Source organism: Solibacillus silvestris, from assembly GCF_051967575.1.
Lineage (GTDB): Bacteria > Bacillota > Bacilli > Bacillales_A > Planococcaceae > Solibacillus > Solibacillus silvestris_B.
The window spans coordinates 1-22488 of the sequence record NZ_JBQCJW010000030.1 but is presented as its reverse complement, the minus strand read 5'-3'; the positions used below and the strand labels follow the sequence as shown (position 1 = coordinate 22488).

Here is a 22488-nt window from a genome sequence, read left to right as displayed (position 1 = left end):
TTATCGAAGTGAGTTCCATCCCACCGGACCCCGTTAATATATACTTCCGTCAGTTTATCGCGCCAATCCGCATTGTCCGCGAAGTTGAATGTAAATTTACCTTTATCGATTTCATAGCTTGTAATTGTCGGGGATTGGGGCGGCTCGGGTATGATTGCCGTTACCGTGACATCCGCATAACCTGTTGCCTTCAGTACAATCGTATGCGTTCCCGGATTATATTGCAGTTTGATTTTTACCTGGCCTGCCACCGTCTTATCGAAGTGAGTTCCATCCCACCGGACCCCGTTAATATATACTTCCGTCAGTTTATCGCGCCAATCCGCATTGTCTGCGAAGTTGAGTGTAAATTTGCCTTTATCGGTTATATAGCTCGTAATTGTCGGTGATGGGAGCAGCGGCAATTCTGGAATAGTGACTATAATGGTTGCATCCTCATAGCCGCTTGCTTTCAATCGAAAAATATGAGTTCCTGGCGACAATGCCATATTTGAAATATCTACTGTCATACTGCCAGCTGCACTCGCTACGATATGACTTGTTGAATAATTATTTACTAATACAGCCGTAACTTTACTGCGCCAATCGGCATTCTCTGCAAAACTAAAAATAGCAGTTGCCAAATCAGCTTGGCCATAAATAATAGGTGGATTTTTTAATGCGCTATTCTCGTCTTATACATCCTGATAGATGCTTTCGATTCGAGCCCTCACCGTGCAGGCGAGTTTCCCCGCACACGGCGATCCGTCAAGTATGATATTTGTGCCTATTTCCTAAAGGCCATTAAACTATTTCAAAGTAGTTTTAGATTATAATGATCATGAGCTGCTATTTGTTTCACCCCAACCACCTTTAACCCAAAACTATTACAAAATAGTTTTAAAAATAATATTGCATGATTATTTTATATTTTACGAAAATCAAACTATTCAAAAGTAGTTTTTGGATATAATGGTGATGAGCTGCTATTTATCCCACACCAATAGCCATTTGACCTAAAACTACTTTATTTATGGGACAGGAGAACCGTCCCCAGTACCCATAATCCCATATAAAAACAACTTCACAATATCATTTGCGATGGCTTCAGGGTCTTTTTGCTGTGTCAACAATTGTGTAAATGTCAGTCGTTCGATAATACCGACTAAGCATTCAGCCAGTAAATGTGTATCAAAATCTGTGCGGAAATACCCTTCGCTTACCTCCACGTCCAAATTTTCTTTGATTTGGATTACAAGCTGCTTTTTTATTTCATCCGCATCTGCTGATATGTAAAAACCAATTCGCGTCAAATCAGGGTTTTTCGAGAAAAAACGCAGTAAGTTCGCTAAACCATATGTAACCCTTTCTTGAACAGTATTTAATTCAAGGGCTGGTTCTAAGCGGCTTTTGTTTACAAAATCAACGAGCCGAATACGAAACAAATCGACTAATTCCTGAAATACAGCCTCTTTATTTTGGAAATAAAGATAAAAAACAGGTTGAGTCAATGATGCGCCTTTTACAATGGTACTGATTTTAGTCCCGTAGTAACCATTTTGTGCAAACTCTTTTGCAGCTACTTGAAGTAATAACGCGCGGCTCTCTTCCCCACTTGCGCCTTTTGGTCTTCCTCTTGTCGCCATTAATATACATCTCCAAACATTGTTTAAAATAAAGTCGAGCAGCATATCCTGCTTATATTTGCCTTTAGTGAGCAGTTATACAGCCCAAACGAACAGTATAAACGCCCTCATATTATACCATTTACTAAATAATCACGCTTTTTCAGGAAATATACTTTTTACAAATATCATATTGACTAGATTCCTTCGCTCCTGCCAGTTTTCCCCTTCTCGCATGTTGCCATACAAGTCCAATCGGCTGGCAATCTGCACTACTATGAATCTGCCGCCATTCTTTATATTTCATTAGGACGACCATCCCTCATTATAAAGAACTTCAAACGTTCCATTAAGATGTTCCCTTATTTTAATTTCCTTAGGTTTCCACTTTGCATTCTAGAAGAACAAATGATTTAACAGTCAATTGTATCAATTGCCTCGTAATTATTTCATCTTACGGGACTTGCACAAAACCCCTAGCGTAGCTTCTTATTGTACAAGCTTGCTTCTAGTGCTTTAAACAATGGATTCGTTGTCCTAACCATAGAAATCTTTTAAAGAGCTCCGCCTCAGAGCTTTCTGAGTACGACTTCACCTGACTTCACCCCTTCAGCCTGGCCGCGCTTCACTGGATGCAGGAGGATTAAGCTGATGCGGTGTGACTGTTCCGCACCGGCTGGAATTGCACCAACCAATTCATCTTAATAGCTATCACTTTGCTAGTGACACACATTTCACATTTTGCATGCTTATAGTGTTGCGTTTCGTTTTATTTTCCTAAGGAGTTATATTTAGATTAATTGTCGGGATTGTAAACTCATTTCCATCAATATCAACCAAAGTATTTAGCTGTCCTGAAGAAGTGTTTAAAATAACTGTAAAAGTCCCTGCCAAACTAGCAGTCCCGCTATTTCCTGCAGGCTTAATAATTATAGCTTTCGCATTATCGGGAGAAGTGGCTGCTGTGCCATATCGAATTTCCGAACCATCATTACCCTTCATAATTGCTTCTGTGCCTAATGGTAATTGAATCACCTTATTAAAAGTAGCTACAATTTCCGATATATCCGTTCCTTCAGTTACATTAAATACAAACTCATTGGAGCCATTTCCAGTAGCTTCGATGTTTTTGTCCCCAACTCTTGCTGTCAAACTTAATAATTTTGGAGTTTCTATCGCTACTAAATGAACTTCCACTACTTTACTTGCCTCTTTCACTTCTACCGACCCAGCTACAGTTATATAGCCACTTTTAGACACCGTGTAATAATACGTGCCTGCAGCTACTTTCATTGGGTCTTTCACTTCAATCGTCCTGCTTTCATCGCTGTATACTTTAATTGTTGCACCGTCCAACATTGTAGAACCAGCTTTTGCCGCGAATAGGATAGCCACAGTTTTTTGGGGAGCATTTTCCCCTGAACCCGGGGAGGGAGCAGGACTAATGGGATTTGGATACCCACTTTCAACAGTGCTATCGTTGCCCGTGCCAGATGTAGTGCCCATAATGATAATTTTTATAATTTGTGAAGCAGCATCTTTATAGTTTGGGACTATTTCCGCTGCTGTTGAACGAGCTGGAATCCATAATTCATTTATTGTTAAAGCTTCGCCTACTGTAATTTGAGTAGCCGGATTTTGAACCATTAGCACATTTATCGTACCTCGTACATTCAAAGCTAGCTTCACTGCCGTTGTTAATAATATTTCACCGATATTTGCCGTTCCTGTAATTTCAAATGCTGCTGTTGATTGCACTGTTACTTTTGTAATCAAACCATTTAAGTTAATGAATGCAACAGCTGGTGCCACCACAACCTCTGGAATCGTACTATCGGATACTACCGAAACATTGTTACGCATTACATGCACTTTGGAAACAGGGGTGTTTTTCATTTTTACTTTAACGCTTTTTTGTCCATCGTTTGCGAAGGCATTGTCTATTGAAGCGATTTCATCAAAGAATGCATCATCTATAATCAAATCACTATGCAATGTCGCACCATCAAACTCAAACTCTGCCGCAACACTCGAAGTCGCTGTCACATTTCCTGTTACGGTAACATTTTTAACGGTTACATAGCCTGCATTGATTACCAACGAGTCGAGTGTCGCAACGGCATCAAATACAACTGCCCCATCCGCTGAGCCCGCATTATTTAAAATTACTTTACTAACTTTTGTCACTGCACCATTTTCCATAGTTGCCGTAATCGTAGCATTAGTCAGTGCCGCTCTATTCGCTTCCGTAAATATCGTTTTTACAGCTGTCGCTAATGGGTAGGTTTTCCCCTCAACTGTTATGGACTCATCGGAATAATCGGTTACTTTAAAGTTAATTGTTCGTGCTTCCGTACCTCCTTGATCAACGACTTTTTCTGCGCGTTTAATAAATGCGGCCATTTGCCCGCGTGTCACATTTGAAGAACCGCCAAATAATGCCGGGGTCTTGCCTGTTGTTACATTGTTCTCAAATAAGGCGGCAATGGCTTCCTTATAATCCGGATGTACATCTGTGAACGGTAATCCATCTACATTTGCCGTGGTTAAATTTAATGCTTTGGCAATGATTTTCGCTACATGGTTTCGCTCGATGCTCGCTCCCGGACGAAATGTTCCGTCTTCATACCCATCAATAATGCCCTCTTGCTTTAATGCTGCGATAGCCCCGTAATATTGATGGGTTGCCGCAATGTCTTTGAAGTTCGGATTGTTGACATTTGATGTGTCTAAATCGAGCATCCCTGCAATAATCTTCGCCGCATGTCCACGTGTCAAATTTTGATCAGGTTTAAAAGTTCCGTCTTCATATCCATTAATAATGCCACGATCACTTAAACTTTTTATTGCATCAAAAAATTGATGGGATGGCTGCACATCCGCAAATGTACTAGCCTCTGAAGCGGCTGGCACTAACACTGTTACGGCTGAAGCCGCTAAAGTTGCCGCTGTTGTTGCTTTTAAAAACATCGATTGCCGTCTTTTATTCATACTTAAACACGTACCTCCTTTTCCTGTATTTTTTTGAATAATTCACCTATAGTGAATATTTTTAATTATAACTTTAAATATACTACTTTTCCATAGTTTTTGTATTAACGGGGGCGAGGGTAATTTTGGAGATGAGAAAAGTAAAAAGCCCTTCATTCTGCTGGTAGAATGAAAGGCCCTATTTTGTATTTCAATGTATTAAATATCAGGAAGAAAATCACCGTCCGAAATTTCCCTCTCAAATCACTCCTTTATCTTTTCTGCCATGTACAATTGTCTCTTGCCGAAAACTGCCGTATCGCTGCATTTATTTTCCTTACTTAAATTTTATAATAGTTTGTGACGCCCCATTGATGTAAGTGACTGTTACATTGGCAGGCAAATTGCGGATTTCCTTTACATTTTGGCCATCAATAATAATTTCCCCGATTTGAGTATTTTTAAAATCAATGATTGCATCCGCTTTTTTCGGGCGGATTGTCAATGTTTTGTCCGCGAGCCCGCTGCCGTGGAATTCCGCATATTGGCTCGTTACGACAATGCCATTTCGGATATTTGTATTTTCACCTAATGTAAGCGAAATGCTTGGGCGATTGATTACGAGTTTCCCTGTTTTGTAATTTCTGAAGCTATATACTTTTTCAGGCGTGATCGGCGTTTCCTCTTTATCAGCCTTCAAATCAATTTGGACTAATACAGGGTCATGGTCAGATGCGCGGCCTTGCGCTTCTGTAAAGTTCGCATTTATATGAATCATATCAATCTCCGTCACATCAGCAAGATTATTGGATACTAAAATATGGTCCAGCACTTGGTTGTTCCCTTGGAAGAAGTAGCTAAAACGATCTTCCACCAACGCTTTATCAACCATATTCGTTAAAACACCGCCTTTTAGCGCTTCAAGTGCCGGCGTGAATTCAAAATCATTCATATCGCCCGCCACGACAATGTTTAAATCAGGATTTTTCGAAAGACCCTCATCGATAAAATCATTAATTGTCTGGGCGAGCTGAAGACGCTCTTGTACAGAATCTAAAACTGGCGGCTGAGTTGGCCCCCATAACGAATCGTCCCCACCTTTTGAATTTAAGTGGGCTCCGATAATGACTACACGCTCCTCTTGGAATTCAAATTCGGCCGCAATCGGTTTGCGTGTATCTTCAAATTTTGATGGATCGATAAAACCTGGGTTCAATGCCAAGTTTCCATCTGCTGTCCATGCATTTGCCTGCTCACCTGTTCCTTGTGCTCCTGTCACTAATGAAACCCGTGTTGGATTATATAAATAGCCGACGCGAATATTCCCGCCTGGCGCCCCTCCAACTGTATTGTTGATCGGCATGACGTCAATCCAATCATAAGCAGGACCGCCCGCAGCTTTAATGGCATCGATTAAACGCATATAGCTTTCCGATGCATCGGCATTGCCTGAATCGGTTTCGCCGTCATTATCCTGCACTTCGACCGATGTAATAATATCAGGGGATTTCATATTGACCACAAATGTCGATGCGATTTTCGCCACTTTTTCGTCTGATGTGTTGGCACTGTTATTTGAGAAGTTTTCGATATTGTACGCAGCGACATTTAACTTATCTGCCACGGGCAATAGATGCGTCACTTCCTGCTGCAGATTAGCCTTTGTCACTTCCGGGAAAATTTTATTTGTATTGAGTCGATAGCCATCCGAGAAATTCTCCACGAATCCGACAAGCGCTTCATTAAACCGGTCACCCGATTCATAGTTTTTCCCCGATACCCCTTCCAGCATAATTTTTTCCGGGTTGTAATCATCTGCAGCAATATTTAATCCGCCGTTCGCATTGAATATATTGTTTGTTGTATTTGGCACAACAATTGGCGAGTCATTATTATAGATTGGTCCAATCACCCTCGCATCCGGGAATGATACACGCATATATTCGATTGATTCCCAAAAATCGATGCCGTCTTCATGCGGATCGAAAATTGCAAAACTATCGTTGTCGATAATTTTGTTCGGCGGGAACAAGTCCTCTCCAATAACAAGAACTTCCGGGACTGCTGCCGTACCTGTTTTCTCCACAGTACTTGCTGCGATTTGCGTATCTTTTAAACGGGAATTTCCGCCAGCTTCCGTTACAATGCCCGTGACTTCCACAGCATCGCCTGCTGCCAAACGATGTGCCGATTTATTCACTTTAATCGCCATTGATTTCACTCCATCGAAAGTTGAACGATTTTCTTGCATAATAAAGCTGGAAGAATCAATAACAAAAGTTACAATCCCTTCAACATCGTTTACAGTTAAACCGATATATGGCGATGTATGATTTGCCCCTTGAATATCGCTAATTTTTGCATTCGCCGTGTCTATAATTTCATAGACAAATATTGCAATGGCACTGTCTGTCAATCCTTCTTTTACCGCAATCGCTTTAATCGTCACTGGCTCATTAACGGCAATTTCACCCGTATATTTTGTACTTGCTGTTGTGGGTGTCATGCCATCCAATGTGTAGTAAATCGTCGCGCCTTCCGTCATTGTAGAAAGAGCCACATTCGTTCCAGCCGTGACGCCGCCTGTATGGGAAGCTTGGACGTTTTGAACTTTTGTCGTATCTTCAATAATGCGGATTGGAAGCAGCTGGTGATTCGTATATTGCCCAACGATTCCCGTAATTTCACCGTACGTTTTTCCATCCACTAAACCCGAGTCTCTTGTTTTATCATAAATCGCAAATGTTCCCGCTGCATCGGTGCCCGTAAAATTTTGACCCGAGCCCGTAATTGCGACATTTTTTAGCGTTACTAGCCTTGATTCATTGTCTTCTGCAATCCCTGCACTTGTAATAACTTGCGGCTCTGGCACTGTCGATTGTACCTGTGTGCCGATGATTTTAATATTCGTTAATTGCTTCAACCCGCTGTATTCGGCTACTTTGCCTTGAACTGTCACGTAATCCCCGACATTTGCTGATAGGCTATCCGCCGGGTAAATTGCAATTGCTGTTCCTTGTTCATCTTGGATATGAGCCGTAGCTGTTTCCAATTTTGCTGTTACGACACCTGCAACGATTACTTCTTGACCGGCTAAAGCATTACGCGCATCTGCGATCGAAATAATTGTCGGTTCTGCTTTCATTGTGTATGCAAATGCAGCAATTTCGCTATCGTCCAAGCCTGTTGCCGTCGCGAACGCTTTAATTGTCATAGCTTCATTTACAACAATGCCTGCTGCCGCTTCGTAAACCATGCTGGCAGTGGTTGGTTCAGTGCCATCTGTTGTGTAATAAATCGTTGTGTCAGGCGTATCTGTTGCCAACGTTACCTTTGTTCCTGCAAAAACTTCACCCGGCTCCGGGTATGCTTTAATATTAGTCCCTTGTATTGGGGCATAATTTGTCACTAAGCTGAAGCTTTCCGCACTTAATGTTTTCAATTGGTATGTCCCATTATAAATAGAAGCGATTCCTGTTACTGTTATAACGTCATTATTGTTGTACCCAGCCGCCTCAAAATCAGCTAGTTGATAGCCAGTCCTGTTGTCGTGGCGAACTAATAATTCATTATTTGCCGAATCGAATGCTTTAAATTCAAATGTGCCAAACGTGCCAGAAGCTTTTAACTCTTTGATTGTCACATTTTCAATTGTTATTAATTCACCTTGTGTACTATCATTTATAATCGGTAAATTCACAGGTTGGGGCGCCGGCGATAGTCCTGTTGACATGAATTCGATTGTTGGCAAATTGAACTGTATTTCTCCATTATATAAACTTGTTTCACCCGTGATTTTTACTGTATCCCCAATAGTTAAATTACTTGCCTCCGCAGAATTTGAGTAAACATAAATCCCTGCTGAAGCATCTTGCACGTAGAAAGCATTTCCTCCCCAGCTGCCTGGCTTTGTCGTAACCGTTCCCTGTATTTGAACTGTTTGCCCAGTTTCTTTAGCTGCTCGGGCATCGGCGATTGTTGATATGTTTCCTGTAGCTTCAAATTGATTAAGCTCTTCGGCAGCCCCCGTATCACCTGTTGTTTCCGCCTTTGCAGCAGCTAGATGGGGAAGCATCATTGACAATACAAGCAAAAATGTTAATGCAATTTTAAAAAAGGCATGATTGAATCCATTCTTCTTCATATGTTTAGCTCCTTATGATTTTTTAGTTAAGCATCCCAATAAAGGAAGACACCCACTTATCTTCTTCCGGAAAAACAATGCATTAGTCGATAACCGTATTCCCTTCAATCGTTAATCCATCAATCGTAATGTTCACATTCGGGGCATCAATTAACAAATCTCCAGTAATTATCCCCATCCCACCTGTTGGGGATAATGAGTATGTGCCAGTAGCTGCTGGGGCTGTGATTGTCACATTCCCCGTCAATGTATGGCCGTTCAAGTCAAGATTCACTAATTCCGCCAACGCGATATCTGCTGTCACTGCATTCATGAACTTGATCGTATCACCACCTTTAGCTGTTTTTAAAGCTTGGGTTAACTCCGCCAAACTTCCTACATTATAATTTTTCACTTCCCCTACTGGCGGGTTAACCGGATTTGGTGTAGCACTTCCCCCGCCTGTATTGCCTCCTGTGCCCGGATTTCCCGTGCTTGGTGTCGTGCCAACAATCACCTTTTTAATTTGGGAGGCGACTGCCGCATAGTTGGCAATGATTGCGGCTGCCGTTGAACCTGCCGGGATTGTTAATTCGTTTATTGTCAATCCAGCGCTTAATGTAATCTTAGCTGCAGGATGATTTACAGTTAAACTGTCCACTGTACCCAAAATTTTTAAAGCCAGTTCCACCGCTGACGTTAGTATTAGTTGCCCGATATTGGCGTTCCCTGTCATTTCAAGTTTTGTAGTTGATTCCACCGTTATTTTTGTGATAGTGCCATCCAAGCGAATGGAAGTAACGGTTGCAGCGATTGTAAGCTCCGGGATTGCCACATCCGTTTCAATGGATATATCATTACGTTTTACATGCACTTTTCCAGCACGCGAATTTTTCATCGCTACTTTAGGTCCCAGCCGCCCGTCATCCGCGAATTTGTTGTTTAATGAAGCAAGGGTACCATAAACAGCATTATCCACAATTAAATCACCGGAAATCGTTGCGCCATCAAGCTCAAACTCAGTTGCCACATTTGAAGTGATCGTTACATTGCCTGTGACAGAGACATTTTTCACTGCTATATAGTCTACATTGATTGTTAAGGAGTCAATCGTTGCATTTGTATTGAATACAACAGGCGATTCAGCATTTCCTTTATTATTCAATGTCACATTATTCACTTTTGTCATGACGCCATTTTCGACTATCGCTGTAATCGTCGCGTCCGTTAATGCCGCTTTATTCGCTGCTGTAAAGATTGATTTTGCTGAATTGCTGTAGGAATAACTTGTCCCGTCAATAACAATTTCCGTCGCTGTGTAATCTTCAACTTTAAATGTCACACTTTTGGCAGGTGCTGGAGTAGGGTTGCGTACTGCCTCTGCACGTGTAATAAATGCCGCCATCTGCCCGCGCGTTACATTGGAGAAACCATCAAATAATGTAGTGGTCTTGCCTGTTGTTACATTGTTTTCATATAAAGCGGCGATCGCTTTTTTATAATCCGCGCGAATATCCGTGAAAGGAAGATTATCCGTATTTTCAGCTTCCAATTTTAAGGCGTTGGCGATTATTTTCGCTATGTGATTACGCTCGATGTTTGCCCCTTGGCGAAATGTACCGTCTTCATAACCGTCAATAATGCCCGCTTGCTTTAATGCTGCGATGGCTCCGTAGTATTGGTGCGTTGCTGGAATATCTTTAAAGTTCGGATTGCTTACATTCGTTGTATCGAGTTCCAATACCCTTGCAATAATTTTCGCCGCTTGTCCCCGCGTCAAATTTTGCCCCGGCTTAAAAGTGCCGTCCGGGAAACCGTTAATAATGCCGCGGTCGCTTAAGCTTTTAATGGCATCATAAAATTGATGTGTTGGCTGGACATCCCTGAAACCGCTTGCTTCAGGGACGACCGGTGCAACGACTACGACCGCCGAAGCTGCAACCGCCATTGCCGTTATCCCCTTTAAATACTTCAATCTCCGCTTATTCATACCTGAAAATTCCTCCTCTTTTCTATTTAGTTAAGATTATTTCACCAATAGTTAATAGAGATTAGCTTGAATTATTAAAATCCCAATTGCCATAATTTTGTTTAACATAGTAATTTTAGCAGAAGGGTAGTAAATATATTGTAAATTAATGTGAATTTTTAGAATTATCCAGAAAATGATACTTAACTCACTTTTGTATGGCTATTGAAAGCGGTCCATTCTCATATGAATGAAATAAAATTTTAGGACAGGAGTTTTGGTCGGAGGCATGAAAAAAAGCAGAGAAATTGTTTTACAATTTCTCTGCTTGAAAAGAGCTGAAGCAACGAGCGGAAATAACCGGAATTTTTCCAAACACCTTCAGCACTTGTGATAAGGTGATTTCCGCGCTACAATTTTTCTCGGTTATTATTGCCCTTGTTTCGCTAAGCCCAGTAATCTTTCAAAGCCATTTTATGGCATTCCTAAAGTACCGATAAATTTCGCTACCTTAATAACAATTAAATCTGTAAATATTTGCATTGTGCCGTCTGTTTTAATAAACCAATTTTGAAGCAATTCAGGGTTAGTTACCTAACTTTTTTGCTTTTTTATTAAATATTTCAGGGAAAATATCATTGCTTTAACAACTTTACAATATCACATAAAATAAGAGGTACTTTTTGATATGAAATAGTAAATATTGTTCTTTTTTTTTTATTTTATCATTTAAATGAAAAATAAAGAGAAAAATTACTATAAAATTATATTAATTCAAATCAATAGTTTAATTTTAAATAAAAAGATGAAAAAGGTACCATTTATTACTATAATTATATAAAAAGGATAGGTGATTAAGTGATTTTTATTTTGACAGATTCTTTCGATATACATGCAGATATGGTAATAAAAAATCTAGTAGATTCATCAGTTGAATACTTTCGTTTCAATCTCGATACTACAGCGCTGAAAAATTCTACAATATCTTTTGAAAATAATATTTGGCATATACATCAAGATTCACGGGTTATTACTTCAGATGATATTGGTGTAATTTGGGCCAGAAGAGGTTTTGTTGAACTAACTTTAGAAGAATTAAATGATACTTCTACCGGTTTTCAAATTTGGAAAAATGAATGGAATAAAACTTTGAATGGCTTTTACTCAACGTTAAAAGAAAAGAAATGGCTAAACCAACTCGATAAAGCTTACAAAGGAGAAAATAAATACATACAAATGGAATTTGCTAATCAAGTTGGATTCAAGATACCTCCTACTTTAGTTTCTAACGATAAGAGTAAATTATTAGAATTCGTCGAAGAACATGAGTTAGTAGTTTTTAAAATGATGACACAAGAATTCTATAAATCTGATCAAGGTAATTACGAAGGCCTATACGTAAATATTATCAATCCAACTGATATTAATGAAAATTTCAATACTCAAGGAGAAAATCCTATAGTATTACAAAAATACATCCCTAAAAACTATGAAGTAAGATATACAGTGGTAGGAACTAAACATTTTGTTTGTAAAATAGATTCGCAAAAATCTATTAAAGCCAATGTTGATTGGAGAAGATATGACATACCCAATACACCTCATATTCCTATTAAACCTCCTAAAGAAATCAGCGACAGGGTAAATCATTTACTATCTAAATTTGAGTTAAACTACGGGGCTTTAGATTTTATTGTTACACCTGATAACGAATGGTTCTTTCTCGAAATAAATTGTTTTGGTCAATGGCTATGGATTGAAGATTTAACAGGTTTAGAAATTTCCAAAGAGATTTCAAAATGGCTTATTGCTAATGTAAAGGAGGTGAATTTAACATGAAAGTATTTGCGCTAAATTTTTTAGAAGCACCTACACCTGACAAAAATAAGCTAGATAATGATTGGGTATGGACTCCTAATAATCCTAATGCTTCAGATATTTATGCATCTGGCAAATCGACTTCTTCGCGTGAGTCTACATATGCAGCCGAGAAGGATAGCCGTTCTGATAGTGATAGGCCTAATGAGGGTATGCATATCGCATAAGTTGTTATAGACCATTTAAAGGGGGCTATCCAATATGCCCAAAATAAAAGTGGGTTTGGAAGTCTATTCATTTTCCAAATCCACTTTTTTGTTTTATATATTGATTCATTACTAAATATTGGGGATGACAAAATCAATGTACTGTTTCCAACTGTTATCGAAGGAAAAGATGAGCGTCTGTTTATTGCAAAATAAAAGTGGTTCTTAGACTCTTTTAGTGAAAGTGTTTACCCTATATTATTCCGGTCCAGCATCTAGCATTTAAAAAGAGGTATTCCAAATGTTTTTACCTTAGGCATCATCAGCTGCAAATCATCTTCAACCAATTTGTTTTGGGCTGACACTACACAATTTTGTTCTAACACTCTCTAACTCTCTACTAACTGCCAATTTGCTACTTCTCCAAAATGTCATAAAGCAAGTACTAGAAAAAACAGTTCTTATATACTAGCATTGTAAGATTTATCAGCTGTTAATCAAGCAGTAAAAATCCAATTACACACTTAAAATGATTTTGCTATATTCTGATTTGTTCACAGCACATTTTCTATGAACGATCTGATTGGATAAGCAGTTCCGTCCCTAAAACAAATTGAGTAGAAAAATTATTACGTAAATTTGCGTTTTCCATGAACTATTTAGCCGCCCGCTGCCCAGCTCTCTACTAATCACAATACATTTCTTCACCTTATCTATCATACAGAGCCGCCTAATTTTGAAATCATTCAATTATTAGCGTTTATAAATTTGCATGAGGCAAAGGGTATTCTTTTAGAACCGTTATTTGCGACTTGAGTGAAAATCGAATTGTTGCATTTACTTCTTAATTTTGAATGTGAAACTTTATTAACTTAGCTGGAGGATGTCCATGACTTTTCATTACATCCACAATATTGGAGGATATTTTATGCAAAATCAATTACAACTGTACAATCTGTCTAAAGCTACCACACCGACCGATGTTGTAGCTTTATGGGAAACATTTGCTACTTCAAAAAATAACTTAAGATTTATAACTACCCTTGGAAATTATACAAACGAATTTCTTCCAAAAGACTTTATAAAAAGAGTCTTTTCTGAGGAAAATGACTTTTTGCCTTATTTTCAATCACCAAATCTATATTTTATTGATAATGATATATTAAAAAGTGTGCTTTCAACCAAAAAAAATGTACCGATTCCAGTTGACTACTCCGTAATGTTCGATACACAATATGCAACCTATGTGCATAATTTCGTTAATAATCAAACAAATAAATTCGATAATGATGTATGGAGATCTATTGATGTCCTGTTAAGGGAAAACTTTCAATATGACTATAGTTTTTATATAATTGAAAATTCAAAGCAAATTGCCCTACATAATACTTTTAATATTAATGATTTTAAGCACACATATAAAGATATTTTTGATAATATTATAAGTTTGGAACTATTCAAAAGTATTGATCAAGAATTATATAAACAAGAAGGAAAGGTATGCTATACAATTACCAGAGTTGAAGCTGAGATAAGAGCTACTAGAAATATTTAATTTTTTTTCGGAAATGAGATTGCAATAGCCTCACTAAAAAGTATTTCATTCATGCAAAAACAAATGACTCTATTTTTAATTGGCGTTTTAAAAGTTAAATTTTCAAGTAATAAAAATGCTCAAAAGAAAATATTAGAGCTAATCAACTTTATGCATAATAGAGTAGGTATATACTTCGATAGAGAGGCAATAATAGCATACAAGTACTTTAAAGATAGTAGCAATTTCAGGATATTCAGTAAAATACAAAAAAATAAAAAAAAGGAAATATCACTGAAAACAATTCAAAATATTTCATGGGATTTCATGGCTCCTCGAATTATGGAAACTTTCACTAGAATTGATCATAATCAATCTTTTTTCCTACCATTTATATTGACACACGACATTGGTTTAAAAGAAGTAATTAAATCTTTTGACGTAAAAGGAATTTTAATTGGAGGGGAGTATGGTGCTATAACAATTCCCTCTACCAACTCAAAAGAATACTTTGAAAGCGAGCATTGCAAAATCGAGTCGGATTATTACTTTTCAGAAGAGAGCATACTTTATAGAAGAAATATAGTAAAAGAAAATGAAAAAAATATCGAGAGGAAAATTGAAGAAGAGTATGAACTATTGATTGATATACTATTAAAATAGCTTTATTATCAAAATTACTTACAGATTTCCATCATATTTTAGGCTTTTCTTTTTTAGAATTTCATCTGCTAATGATCACTGACACAGGAAAATAGCGCCGCCTATTTTTCAGGCGGCGCTATTTTATAGTTAAGATTAATATATCAACTTTTTGGTATTAGTGCACAACCAGAAGTAATTGTTCATTATCGTTTAAAATAGTTTTTATATCCATAGAAGGATTCAACTCACCATAAATCGAAATGTTCACTTTGCGATGCGGGACTGCATCTGGATAAATTGCCTCGATTTTTGCTCTGTAGCTACATTCACTTTGAATCATTTCATACATCCAGCCACTGTAAAAAGCCGGAATAAAACCTAGCTTTTCACCATTCGCAGATTTCACCAACACTGCCTTAGGGTCTTCCGGATTGGTCGGATCCAATAGAAGGTCAACATATTGATCCCTTTGCAATTGATCTATAATATGTTCCCCTCCATAATAACGCCATCCCGCAACAAAAAACTCCAAATCAAATAGTTGATTTTCCACAAAAATAGGAGCCACGAACTCGTAAGAATCCGTTGCTAAAATACCACCTGTCGCACGTAAAACGTCCATTTCCGTGCTATCTGCAGGAAGACCCAGTTCTTGAAGCAAGCAGTCATAATCTGGTCTTCTATGATCAGGCACCCGCCTAGCAAATGGTCCAAACAACGTTTTAGAACGATAAACTTTATTTGTATGAGGAAAAGCCAGATGCGGACGATACCCTTTTTCCAATGCTTCCGCCAACTTTCTGCGATATCCATTTGTTTCATATTTAAACGTATAAACACCGTCCTGAAAAAGCAATCTTCCCACATGATACCGTTGACGAGTTTCAACATTCTGCCAAATTAGCCACAATTCAAAAGGTCTTTGTCTCATATCTTGCACTCCTTCCATACCATTTCAATAGCCACTCTTTTCTATACAATAGCAGCCGTGTTACCCATTCCTTATCTAATTCACTCATTAAATGATTTGGAATAGGATCAATGACCATATACAGCATTTCCTTATTTAAATGTTTTATTCTCTCCATTGCATAAGCTACTTCATCAGGTAAATAGCTGTTTAGCAGCGTTAACAATTCAAAATGTTTTGGTCTTTTCTTATTAGGCAAACCAATGCTGGATTTCCCTCTATTACAAAAGCCCTCTAACATATGGTTATTTGTTAACATCTTTTGTTTTTGGGAACCTACTGTATTAAATCCAAGCGAAGAGCCGTTATCATAAATAGGCGCTAATCGAATACCCCAGGGACCATCTAATACACCCCAATTATCACAATGTCGGTCACTGTTGGCAATTAGAGCATCGAAAACAGGTATTGCTACAAAATCTTTTTCTAAATTATATTCAGTTAGGATTGTTAAAATATGGGGTAACTCATAGTTTATTAAAGAATGCCGATCAAAATTTTCAAATTGGGCAAGAAACAAATCTCCCCCCTCATACAAAGCTTCTGTTTCCGCCCGGAAGTTTTTTGAAATTGTCCCTTTAATTCCGCAATTTAAAGCAAGCTCTACTTCTGCTGTATAAAAGTTCAGCTTTGCTCCTATCTGACTTGCGATGAATTCCGCCCAATGTCCTCCTGTACCCTCAGTAGGTATTTTGAAAAGATATTTTATTTTTTCATCAGACCCTTCAGAAGGTTGGCATACCCAAAATTTAGTTCTTGTACCAGATGCCTGGCTTTTAATATCTCGCTCCCAAAGTGAAATATCAATCATGCCCATTCCTCCCTCAGGCTGACATAGCTATTTATTCAGTATATAGATTTAGCCTTAAATTGTCACTCATTATAGCTGTCCCTTCTACATATTATTTTAATCTCTTGCACCCCTTACACGAAAAATACGTTTAGGCTTACCCTGCTGCAATATCATTTCGCTTTCTTTTGGTGTGATTGCGCTTGCAGCACCCTTCTGTCAAGAACGTAACGCCAAGTTCAGCGTAACTAATCTTATCCAGCAACACGTGGAAGGCGTATTGACAGGGATAATTTGGTCAGGGTACCAAATTCATTATTTCCTTGCCTGTAATCTGCTTTGTGGGGATTGGGAGGCGACGATGGCTCAAGTGGTGGTCTTAGTGGCTAGATGAAATTTACTCATCCAAAGAGAAAAGCCTTGCAGGAGATTTCTCTCGTGCAAGGCTTTTCATGGAGAGATGCGAGAACCGTCCCCCACATTCCTCGCGGGACAAGAGACAGGAGAACCGTCCCCAACACTCCATTATTTTATTGCATTATATTTCTCGTTAATGTAAATAATCGAGTCATATAGTTCTTCCAATGTTTTAGCGCCTTTTACGACAGTTCTGTAATTATCAACATTTGAATTTTCAGCTATATTTTCCTTTATGTTCAACTCTGCATAAAAGGCTAGATTGATCGGTCCAGCCAGCATTTCTGCAGGTGCCGGGTCTGTTTCGCTTAATCTGTAGACTTCTTTGATTACTTTAAGGGCAGTAGCTTTATGTCCCCCATAGCCCCCGCCATATCCTTGACCGTGCATCTTGCGTACATTCCATTCGAAGCCAAAATAGCGCTGTTCATCATTTTCTTCAGCTAAAGTGAATTTGTCTGTGCCAGGCACAAAGAACGTTACATAATCCCCTTCTTTTTTCCAAGTATAAAGTTCTATCGTTGTTGTGCCAAGATACAGTATTGGCTGATCTAAATTGAAATTGAAAATGCCTTCGTAAACGTCCGAAACTTTTGAACCTTCCATCACATCGAAAGTAGATTCAATTTTCGTGCCTGTTTCCGTTGAAGTGAAACGAATAGATGCGCCATATGAAAAATCATGCTTGAAATCTTTAATTGTATTTGTTTCATCGACCGTATAGACGAATAACTTTTTATTTGCCGGTATGAAAATTTGCTCGCCTACTTTATAATCTTTCGCAGCTGCCGGGACTTTATCTACGTTGCGGACAACATTAGTGAATTCCCAATATTTATCAATATCCACTAAGTGGTATTTAACTTTGTAATTCCCTACAGCAGCTAATTTAATTTTAAAGTATCCCATATTTTCATCATCACGAATCAACTCCGCCGCAAAGAAATCCACATTCGGCAAAACCACTTGCCCTACTTTGCCTTTCATCTCTTCGTAGTTTTGGAACACTTCCGTAACCGGCAAAATTGTCGTAACTGTCCCTACAGATTGAACTTCCTCACCAAGCTTGATTTTTGGCTCATCCTTCTTAATGTCAAGATTGCCGATCGTCCCCACTGTATTAATCGCCACTTCTTTATTTGTATTCACTACGACATTATCAAAATTGCCTTCCCCGCCAACAATTACATCTTCATCTGATTCGATAACGACATTGGCAATAGAGGCATTTAATTTAACATTTGTAACCCCTTGGCCAATTACGATTTTCGGCAGGATCTTGCCATTTGTTAAGCTAGACGTAATATCCGCATTGGCAAACAGGCGAATGTTCGCTACTTCTGTCGTTCCTCCTGTATGCAGCTCTACATCCTCTTTTCGCACTTCTATAATCGCCACTGTGGAGTCCGTGAATGTAATTTTAATGCGAGTTGTCGCAGCCGCAAATGGTGCAATGCTTGCCAATCTCGAACGCATCGCTTGTGCTGATGGCGTTTCGAACTCAACTTTGCCGAATACTTTCGTTTGATCAATTTCCAAATTTTGTGTTCGGTCTGCTGATAAAATAAGATTGCCGCCAACGACAATGTTTGTTAATTTTTCAATTTGATTATTCAACACTTTTAAATTGCCGTAAATCGTAATAGCGCCGCCATCCAGCAAAGTTACAGGTGCTGTAGAGGCATTTAATGTTAAGTCTCTAATAGCGATAATGTTTCCACCATTTAATACAACCGTAGCATCTGCGCCGGATATAGCATTTTTATTATGTTTAAAGAAACTTGCCAATTCACCTTCCATAATATAGGTTTTGGCACTGTTTGATAGCTTTATTTTTACTGTATCTGCCGTAGTTACATTCGAACTCTCCCCCGACGTTACTGTAGCAGCGTCTGGCGTTGAAACAATGATTTCCGAAATCTTGCCTGTCAGGAAATCTCCCGTAGGCATCTCAGGCTTGTTTCCTTCCAACTGTTCATTCCCCGGATCTAAAGGCTGCTCCGGCAATTTTGGAACTTCCGGTGTGGATGGTTCTGCCGGCTTTCCTGGCTCAGTTGGATTTGTCGGCGTAATCACTGTCCCTCCACCGGGTGCAGTATCAATAGTTGCGCCTGATCCTGAATTCGTGTTTGAATTCGAATTTGCAGAGGCATTATTCACAGCTTCGATATTCGCTCTAACCGCACTATAGTTTGTAATCACGGATGCTGCCTCTGCCCCGGCCGGCAAAGTTAAATTACTGATTTTCGCATTTGGATTCAAAGTGATTTTTATGTTTGGATTCGTGATTTCCAATGAAGCAACCGAACCCGTAATATCCAAATTAGCATTTCCTGCTGCTACGACTACTTTGGAAATCGTTGCATTACCTGTTACTTTCATTTCGCTTGAAGCATTTAATACAACTTCGCCAAACTTGCCGTCCAGTTTTATTTCCTGCACGTTACTAGCTACGGATAATTTAGCTACAGCACTTGTCCCGGTCAATGAAAGTGTTGCTAAGTTTCGCGCAATATTTACTGATTTGATGTCACTGTTTTCAATTTGATAAGACGGTGCGATTTCCTTATTCGCAACCGGTCCGATGCTCGCCATTTTACTTGGCTCTTCCTCTATATTAAATGTGCCCGCTGCTTTAACATTATTCAGCTTTAATGATGTTTGATTTTTACCTCCAGCGAAAATGTCCTTTGTCACTGTAAGGTTTTTAACTTCCACAAAATCGCCCGCTATTGTGATTGACCCGTCCACAACATTATTTTGGCCGTCCAGCACAACCGCTTTTTCCGCTGAGCCGCTTGCATTGATCTGTAGTGACTCCATCGCTGTAATGCGGTTGTCTTTTATCGTTGCTTTTACAACGGCATTCGCCAATGCTTCATTGTTAGCTTCCGACAGCACACCCGCCAAAGAAGAATCGATTGCAAATTCCCCTTCCGCTGTTTTTAAAATTCCAGCTGAAACTGTATCAATATGCAAGCTTACTACGCCATTTGCTGCCGTATTCGCTTTTTCAGCTTTTACTACAAATGTCGCCATCTGCCCACGTTTTACTGCTTCAGTCGGGGCATATGTAGTCGGGGATGTACCTTCTGTAATTGCGTAATCCACTAATGTTTGAATGTCATAGCTGTAGCCGTTCGCTTCTGATACATCTTTAAACTGATGTGTAAGCGCCGTCGATTTTGATAGATTGAATGCATTTACCAAAATCTTCGCCATTTGACCGCGAGTTAACGGCGCATTTGGCTTGAAAGTACCGTCTTCATAGCCATTTATGATGCCTGCATCCGCTAACGCATTGATAGCGCCTATGTATCCTGATTTAGAAGTAACGTCTTTGAATTTTTCATTTGTTGAGGATGTATCCAAATTTAATACACTCGCTAAAATTTTCGCTGCTTGTCCACGAGTTAATGCAGCATTCGGGCGGAAAGTACCATCTTCATAGCCACTGATAACCCCACGTTCAACCAATAATTGAATCGCTTCATAATGAGAGTTTGCAGATGTAATATCCTTAAAAGTCGTGCTTGCGCTTGCCGCAGGTGCTACTACAGTAGCCGCAATGGCTGTTGCCGTGAAAATTTTTAATGATTTGTTAGTCACAAAGTATTCCTCCAATTACCATTTATATAGTTTAATATACCACCGTAATGATAAATAAAGTAGTTTTAATTGGGTAATATATTATTCCTCGAATGGTAATTTATAACTAAAAACGAAATTGAAAAGAAGCTTTATGCCAGATTACTCTCACATAAAGCTTCTATAGTTTGGATTGCTCAGTAAGCTCCAAAATCAGTGTTGGCGTATTATTTTTCTAAAGGCAAAGCAAATGTGACACTCTTCTCTTTAAATAGCGGTTTTGCATCACTATCTTTCAGCGGGCCGACTTGAAGCTCCAACTCTTTAAAAATACCGAATTCATCCTTTCTGAATAAGAAAACAGTAATGAACTCTTCTTTATCGCCAGGATTGAAATCACCTCGATAAGTGGGCTCCAGCATACCTTCATTAAATATTGTCCCCCGATTTTTATCGACGGTCAATTTACGATCAACGAAAAATTTATCAAATGGTGTATCGCTGCCATTTTCAATCGTGATCTTTGCCGTCAACGCGACAACTCCGCTATCACCAAAGTTGGAAAAGCTATCTTTATAAGCCTCTGTTGGCGTTATATTCGCATATTGGACACCGTTTAACGTAATTTTTACACCATCAATTTCTTTCGTTTCATTAATATCCGTTTTTTCAAAGAATAATTCTTTTTCTGCGATATTATCCGTCGTCATTTGATCTTGGTAAAGCTGGGAAGATACCGCAGCTTTTTCGATTCCTTCTTCATTAAAAGGAATTTTGAATATAGCCTCCTCACCAAGTCTTTGCGATACATCATCATTCAGGAATAACGCATCGATTTTTAATGTTGGGGAACTGAGTCTATTAAATTGTTCTTTTGTCATCGAATGGGCGTTCATTCCTGTGAAAGTGTTGCCTTTTGAATAGTGGGAAGGATTATCAGTACTATCATCTTTTAACCACTGTTCCCGGTCGACAAGATGCTTTCTTTGAATGATATAATCCATCCCGTTATCTGATAGTAAAGAAACACCGCCAGCATAATATACATCTTCATCAGAATTGTTCACTAATGTCGTTTTATATGTAAGAACATACCCTTCATCTTCGCCATCGAAATTGGTTTTACTCGATTCATTCATATTGGATACATGCACAATTTGATATTCGTCAATCTGAATAAATACATCCTTACTGAACTCATGCTTCAATTCAGGATTTTTGTTCGTAAAAACAACTTCCACATCTGCATTTAAATCCTCTGCGATAAATGGATTTAAGATTGTCCCATCCTCTGTGTCTGTAGCTTTATCTTCTTTTTCTTCTTTGTTATCCACTTCATCCGCATCGCCTTTTTCTTGGCTTTCAACAGCAGCTGCAGGCAATTGCTCTTCTTTATCCTCTTTTTCACTGCCGCATGCCCCCAGTAAAAGAGCCGTCAACATTGTCCCAAATAACGCTAAGTTTTTCATTTCCATTATTTTCTCCTTTTTCCATCCTAATAATAGAAACATAATAGCATTAATAAAAATGCATTTGGGCTTTTTGAATAAAAACGGATAATATTCCCTAACTTTCCATCCACCTTCATTTAGGTCATTTGGTTATAGCTTTAGTTCCTTCCTCTTAATGACGGGGGAAAAAGGTTTGATTTCACTCTATGAAACGCTTCGTCTTCTAAATGATTTTTTATTAGTAAATCCAGAATTATTTATAGTCTGCTAGAATGTAATCTCCCTCAATCAAAAGAAGCATTAAAGTGAGGTTGGGACATAATTAGATCCACACAAAAAGTCGAAATGGCGTCATGCTATTTCGACTTTTTCATGTTTTATGTAGACAACAGGAGAACGGCTA

12 protein-coding genes and 1 pseudogene are annotated in these 22488 nt (G+C 38.7%); 4 read left to right on the top strand and 9 right to left on the bottom strand.

Translation table 11 applies throughout. The features are described from left to right. The 5 genes and pseudogenes from ACTHOQ_RS15160 to ACTHOQ_RS15140 all read right to left on the bottom strand — a co-directional run. Positions 1-623: hemoblobin-interacting domain-containing protein (locus tag ACTHOQ_RS15160; RefSeq protein WP_440496990.1), on the bottom strand; the 623-nt coding region annotated here is incomplete at its 3' end. 387 nt (positions 624-1010) lie between these two features. After that, on the bottom strand, positions 1011-1625 hold the full coding sequence (locus tag ACTHOQ_RS15155; RefSeq protein ID WP_440496989.1) for a TetR/AcrR family transcriptional regulator: 615 nt from the start codon (positions 1623-1625) through the stop codon (positions 1011-1013). Between the two features lie 756 nt (positions 1626-2381). Continuing rightward, positions 2382-4595: an S-layer homology domain-containing protein gene (locus tag ACTHOQ_RS15150; RefSeq protein WP_440496988.1), complete on the bottom strand. Its 2214-nt coding sequence runs from the start codon at positions 4593-4595 to the stop codon at positions 2382-2384. Between the two features lie 316 nt (positions 4596-4911). Beyond that, positions 4912-8718, bottom strand: a complete 3807-nt coding sequence (locus tag ACTHOQ_RS15145) for a chitobiase/beta-hexosaminidase C-terminal domain-containing protein (protein WP_440496987.1) — start codon at positions 8716-8718, stop codon at positions 4912-4914. A 1390-nt stretch (positions 8719-10108) separates the two neighbouring features. Beyond that, positions 10109-10645, bottom strand: a pseudogene (locus ACTHOQ_RS15140) (S-layer homology domain-containing protein); the annotation flags it as partial. Positions 10646-11524: 879 nt separating this feature from the next. Between ACTHOQ_RS15140 and ACTHOQ_RS15135 the strand changes: the two are divergent. From ACTHOQ_RS15135 to ACTHOQ_RS15120, 4 genes are all read left to right on the top strand, one after another. Beyond that, positions 11525-12505 (top strand): MvdC/MvdD family ATP grasp protein, encoded by a 981-nt coding sequence (locus tag ACTHOQ_RS15135; protein ID WP_440496986.1) that lies wholly within the window; start codon positions 11525-11527, stop codon positions 12503-12505. Continuing rightward, entirely contained in the window at positions 12502-12711 is a 210-nt protein-coding gene (locus ACTHOQ_RS15130) for a hypothetical protein (RefSeq protein WP_440496985.1), read from the top strand. The genes ACTHOQ_RS15135 and ACTHOQ_RS15130 overlap by 4 nt, the downstream gene beginning before the upstream one ends. A 907-nt stretch (positions 12712-13618) precedes the next feature. Then, entirely contained in the window at positions 13619-14245 is a 627-nt protein-coding gene (locus tag ACTHOQ_RS15125; protein ID WP_440496984.1) for a hypothetical protein, read from the top strand. A gap of 51 nt (positions 14246-14296) precedes the next feature. Continuing rightward, complete coding sequence (locus ACTHOQ_RS15120; protein WP_440496983.1) at positions 14297-14887, top strand: hypothetical protein; 591 nt, start codon at positions 14297-14299, stop codon at positions 14885-14887. Positions 14888-15044: 157 nt separating this feature from the next. Here the strand turns inward: ACTHOQ_RS15120 and ACTHOQ_RS15115 are convergent, their stop codons facing one another. From ACTHOQ_RS15115 to ACTHOQ_RS15100, 4 genes are all read right to left on the bottom strand, one after another. Further along, on the bottom strand, positions 15045-15800 hold the full coding sequence (locus tag ACTHOQ_RS15115) for an HIRAN domain-containing protein (RefSeq protein ID WP_440496982.1): 756 nt from the start codon (positions 15798-15800) through the stop codon (positions 15045-15047). Continuing rightward, positions 15781-16650 carry a HipA domain-containing protein gene (locus ACTHOQ_RS15110; RefSeq protein WP_440496981.1) on the bottom strand — a complete coding sequence of 290 codons (870 nt, stop codon included), beginning with the start codon at positions 16648-16650 and terminating at the stop codon, positions 15781-15783. The genes ACTHOQ_RS15115 and ACTHOQ_RS15110 overlap by 20 nt, the downstream gene beginning before the upstream one ends. 504 nt (positions 16651-17154) lie before the next feature. Next, the gene (locus ACTHOQ_RS15105; protein WP_440496980.1) at positions 17155-20655 is read right to left on the bottom strand and encodes an S-layer homology domain-containing protein; all 3501 of its coding nucleotides are present in this window, start codon (positions 20653-20655) and stop codon (positions 17155-17157) included. Positions 20656-20861: 206 nt separating this feature from the next. After that, on the bottom strand, positions 20862-22109 hold the full coding sequence (locus ACTHOQ_RS15100) for a DUF5068 domain-containing protein (RefSeq protein WP_440496979.1): 1248 nt from the start codon (positions 22107-22109) through the stop codon (positions 20862-20864). Positions 22110-22488: the final 379 nt, after the last annotated feature.

Bases quoted from the DNA above. Each gene is read 5' to 3' on its own strand.
- ACTHOQ_RS15120 (WP_440496983.1), top strand. From the start codon at position 14,297: ATGCAAAAACAAATGACTCTATTTTTAATTGGCGTTTTAAAAGTTAAA.
- ACTHOQ_RS15145 (WP_440496987.1), bottom strand. From the start codon at position 8,718: ATGAAGAAGAATGGATTCAATCATGCCTTTTTTAAAATTGCATTAACA.
- ACTHOQ_RS15125 (WP_440496984.1), top strand. From the start codon at position 13,619: ATGCAAAATCAATTACAACTGTACAATCTGTCTAAAGCTACCACACCG.
- ACTHOQ_RS15130 (WP_440496985.1), top strand. From the start codon at position 12,502: ATGAAAGTATTTGCGCTAAATTTTTTAGAAGCACCTACACCTGACAAA.
- ACTHOQ_RS15150 (WP_440496988.1), bottom strand. From the start codon at position 4,595: ATGAATAAAAGACGGCAATCGATGTTTTTAAAAGCAACAACAGCGGCA.
- ACTHOQ_RS15100 (WP_440496979.1), bottom strand. From the start codon at position 22,109: ATGGAAATGAAAAACTTAGCGTTATTTGGGACAATGTTGACGGCTCTT.
- ACTHOQ_RS15115 (WP_440496982.1), bottom strand. From the start codon at position 15,800: ATGAGACAAAGACCTTTTGAATTGTGGCTAATTTGGCAGAATGTTGAA.
- ACTHOQ_RS15155 (WP_440496989.1), bottom strand. From the start codon at position 1,625: ATGGCGACAAGAGGAAGACCAAAAGGCGCAAGTGGGGAAGAGAGCCGC.
- ACTHOQ_RS15110 (WP_440496981.1), bottom strand. From the start codon at position 16,650: ATGATTGATATTTCACTTTGGGAGCGAGATATTAAAAGCCAGGCATCT.